Below are 3,405 nucleotides of genomic sequence, written 5' to 3' on the forward strand. Positions count from 1 at the left end.
GCTAGGCGAGCTACGCCGTCGTCCGCTGACCCAGCCGCGCCCGCGCCGGCCGCGCCGTGCGTATTGCCCCCACCCACGCCACCCTCACCCACGCCACCCCCAGGCAGCCGGTACATGCCCCGCAGGAGGCCGTCGACGTCGAGGCTTTCCGGCTCGGCCGGCTGCACGATCGGCTCGTTGTACACCGTGAGGTAGTACATGACGTTGGGGTCGGGGTGCGCGCCGCCGTACATGCGCTCGAGCCCAGCGCGCACGATGTGCCCGATCTCGTACCCGTACGCGGGGTCGTACGTGACCACAGCCGGATTGGTCGAGGCGAGGAGCGGCGAGTGCCCGTCGGCGTGCTGGAGGCCCTCGCCCGTGAGCGTGGTCCGGCCCGCGGTGGCGCCGATGATGAAGCCGCGCGTCATCTGGTCACCGGCGGCCCAGAACGAATCGCCCGTGCGCTGGAAGCCGAACATCGAGTAGAAGACGTAGACCGGCACGAGCGGCTCGCCCTGCGTCGCGTACGCAGTGCCGGCGGCCGTGAACGCCGCGACCGCTCCCGCCTCATTGATGCCCGGATGGATGAGCTGCCCGGCCGGCGACTCCTTGTACGCGAGCACGAGGTCGCGGTCCACTGAGAGGTAGTTCTGCCCGTTCGGGTTGTAGATCTTGGCCGTGGGGAAGAACGCGTCCATGCCGAACGTCCGGCTCTCGTCCGGGACGATCGGCACGATCCTCCGCCCGAACTCCTTGTCCCGCATGAGGTCCTTGAGCAGGCGGACGAACGCCATGGTCGTCGCGGCCTGCTGCTTTCCCGAGCCGCGGGCGGCGACGGCGTACGCGGACGACGGCGGGAGGCTCACCTCGGCGTGGCGGCTGCGCCGCTCGGGCACCGAGCCGCCGAGGGCCGCCCGGTGCTCGAGGAGATACCGGATCTCCGGGGCGTCGGCGCCGGGGTGGTAGTACGGGGGCTGGTACGGATCGGCCTCGAGGCGCTCATCAGAGATCGGGATCCGCAGGTGGTCGCGGAAGTCCTTGAGGTCCTGGAGCGTCATCTTCTTCATCTGGTGGGTCGCGTTGCGGCCCTCGAAGTGGGAGCCGAGCCCGTAGCCCTTGACCGTCTTCGCGAGGATGACCGTGGGCTTGCCCTTGAACTCGACGGCCGCCTTATAGGCCGCGTACACCTTGTGGTAGTCGTGGCCGCCGCGCTTGAGGCTCCAGATCTGCTCGTCGGTGAGGTCGGCGACGAGCTCTTTCGTCTCGGCAGACTTGCCGAAGAAGTGCTCGCGGACGAACCCGCCGGACTCCGCCTTGTAGGTCTGGTAGTCGCCGTCCGGGGTCTCGTTCATGATCCGCACGAGGTGGCCCTCGCGGTCCTTGCTCAGAAGGCGGTCCCACTCCCGGCCCCAGATGACCTTGACGACGTTCCAGCCCGCGCCCCGGAAGAACGCCTCGAGCTCCTGGATGATCTTGCCGTTGCCGCGCACCGGCCCGTCGAGGCGCTGGAGGTTGCAGTTGACCACGAACGTGAGGTTGTCGAGGCCCTCGTTCGCGGCGAGCTGGAGCAGGCCGCGGCTCTCGGGCTCGTCCATCTCGCCGTCGCCGAGGAAGGCCCACACGTGCTGGTCCGAGGTGTCCTTGAGGCCTCGCTGCGCGAGGTAGCGGTTCGACTGCGCCTGGTAGATCGCGTTCATCGGACCGATGCCCATCGACACCGTGGGGAACTCCCAGAACGAGGGCATGAGCCGCGGGTGCGGGTACGAGGAGAGGGCGTGGCCCTCACGAGACTTCTCCTGCCGGAAGCCGTCGAGGTCCTCCTCGGTGAGCCGCCCCTCCATGAAGGCCCGGGCATACATCCCCGGCGAGGCATGCCCCTGGAAGAACACCTGGTCGCCGCCGCCGGGGTGGTCCTTGCCGCGGAAGAAGTGGTTGAAGCCCACCTCGTAGAGCGTCGCGGCGCCGGCGTACGTCGAGATGTGGCCGCCCACACCGATGCCCGGCCGCTGCGCGCGGTGCACGAGCACCGCCGCGTTCCAGCGCATCCACGCGCGGTAGCGGCGCTCGGTCTCCTCGTCGCCCGGGTACTCGGGCTCCTGGTCGGCCGGGATCGTGTTGACGTAGTCCGTCGTCGTGACCATGGGGACGCCGACGCTCTGTGCCCCGGCGCGCTGCAGAAGGTTGCGGACCACGAACTGCGCCCGCTCGGTGCCGCGCTCCTGGACGAGCGCATCGAACGGCTCGATCCACTCGGCCGTCTCGTCCGGATCGTGATCGGGCAGTTGCGCTCCGAGCCCGCTGAGGATGTGCTGGGTATGCTCTCCAGTCAACAAGTCCAACCTCTTTCTGTGCGCGCCGGTCGCGCGCGCTCGTCCATCGGGACTTCGTCATCCCGAGGAGGGAGTGGTCAACGCCGCTTCCATGATTCCGTATAATGGAAACGAAATATTGCGATGTGGATTAAGAGTGGCGTGCTCTCGGGGCGCGCGTCAAGTACCGCGAGCTGAGTGAGGTTCTGTGAACGAGGTAGCAAGCACGGAGGCAGAGTCGGTGGTGCGCGTCGCCGTCGTGACCGGCGCGGGCTCGGGGATCGGGCGCGCCGTCGCCCGGAAGCTCCTCGGCGAGGGCTGGAACGTCGCTCTCGCCGGGAGGCGCCCCGAGCCGCTCGCGGAGACCGGGGAGGGCTTCGGGGAGCGCGCGCTCGCGGTGCCCGCGGACGTCTCCGCGGCCGACGACGTCGAGCGCCTCTTCGACGAGGTCACCCGCCGTTGGGGGCGGGTGGACGTGCTCTTCAACAACGCGGGCGTCTTCGGTCCGTTCGGGGACGTGAGCGAGATCGAGCCCGCCGCGTGGGAGGCCACGGTCGCCGTCAACCTCACGGGCAGCTTCCTGTGCGCCGCGGCCGCGTTCCGCGCCATGAAAGAGCAGAGTCCGCGGGGCGGACGGATCATCAACAACGGCTCCATCTCGGCGCACAGCCCGCGCCCCAAGTCCGTCGCCTACACCGCCACGAAGCACGCCATCTCGGGCCTCACGAAGAGCATCGAGCTCGACGGCCGGCCGTACGGCATCACGTGCGGCCAGATCGACATCGGCAACACGCGCACTGAGCTCATCGACGCGCTCATCGGAAACGACAGCGTGGGCGAGGGCGCCCTCCAAGCCAACGGATCGCGCCTCGTCGAGCCGACGTTCCCCCTCGAGGAGGCCGCGAACGCCGTGTACCTCATGGCCTCGCTCCCGCCCTCGGCCACCGTCGGATCGCTCGTCATCACGGCCGCAGGCATGCCGTTCGTCGGGCGCGGCTAGCGCTCACGCGAGCGGCAGGAGTTCGCTGAGGTCCGTCCGCGTGCCGGACGCGCTGAGCTTGCCGGACGCGAGCGCGTCGGCCCACGCGAGCGAGCCAGTCGCGAGCCCGAGCCA

The 3,405-nt window shown here is 69.4% G+C and carries 3 protein-coding genes; 1 reads left to right on the top strand and 2 read right to left on the bottom strand.

What is annotated here, in order from left to right; genetic code table 11:
- The coding region (gene aceE / locus ACLN58_RS19780; RefSeq protein WP_415856945.1) for a pyruvate dehydrogenase (acetyl-transferring), homodimeric type at window positions 1–2,315 on the bottom strand (2,315 nt) is incomplete at its 3' end.
- Between the two features lie 184 nt (window positions 2,316–2,499).
- Between aceE and ACLN58_RS19785 the strand changes: the two genes are divergently transcribed.
- Window positions 2,500–3,291 carry an SDR family oxidoreductase gene (locus ACLN58_RS19785; RefSeq protein WP_415856946.1) on the top strand — a complete coding sequence of 264 codons (792 nt, stop codon included), beginning with the start codon at window positions 2,500–2,502 and terminating at the stop codon, window positions 3,289–3,291.
- Window positions 3,292–3,294: 3 nt separating this feature from the next.
- On the opposite strand, the gene ACLN58_RS19790 is transcribed toward ACLN58_RS19785, so the two are convergent.
- Window positions 3,295–3,405: sterol carrier family protein (locus ACLN58_RS19790; protein ID WP_415856947.1), on the bottom strand; the 111-nt coding region annotated here is incomplete at its 5' end.

The organism is Sinomonas sp. G460-2 (genome assembly GCF_047759905.1).
Taxonomy (GTDB): domain Bacteria; phylum Actinomycetota; class Actinomycetes; order Actinomycetales; family Micrococcaceae; genus Sinomonas.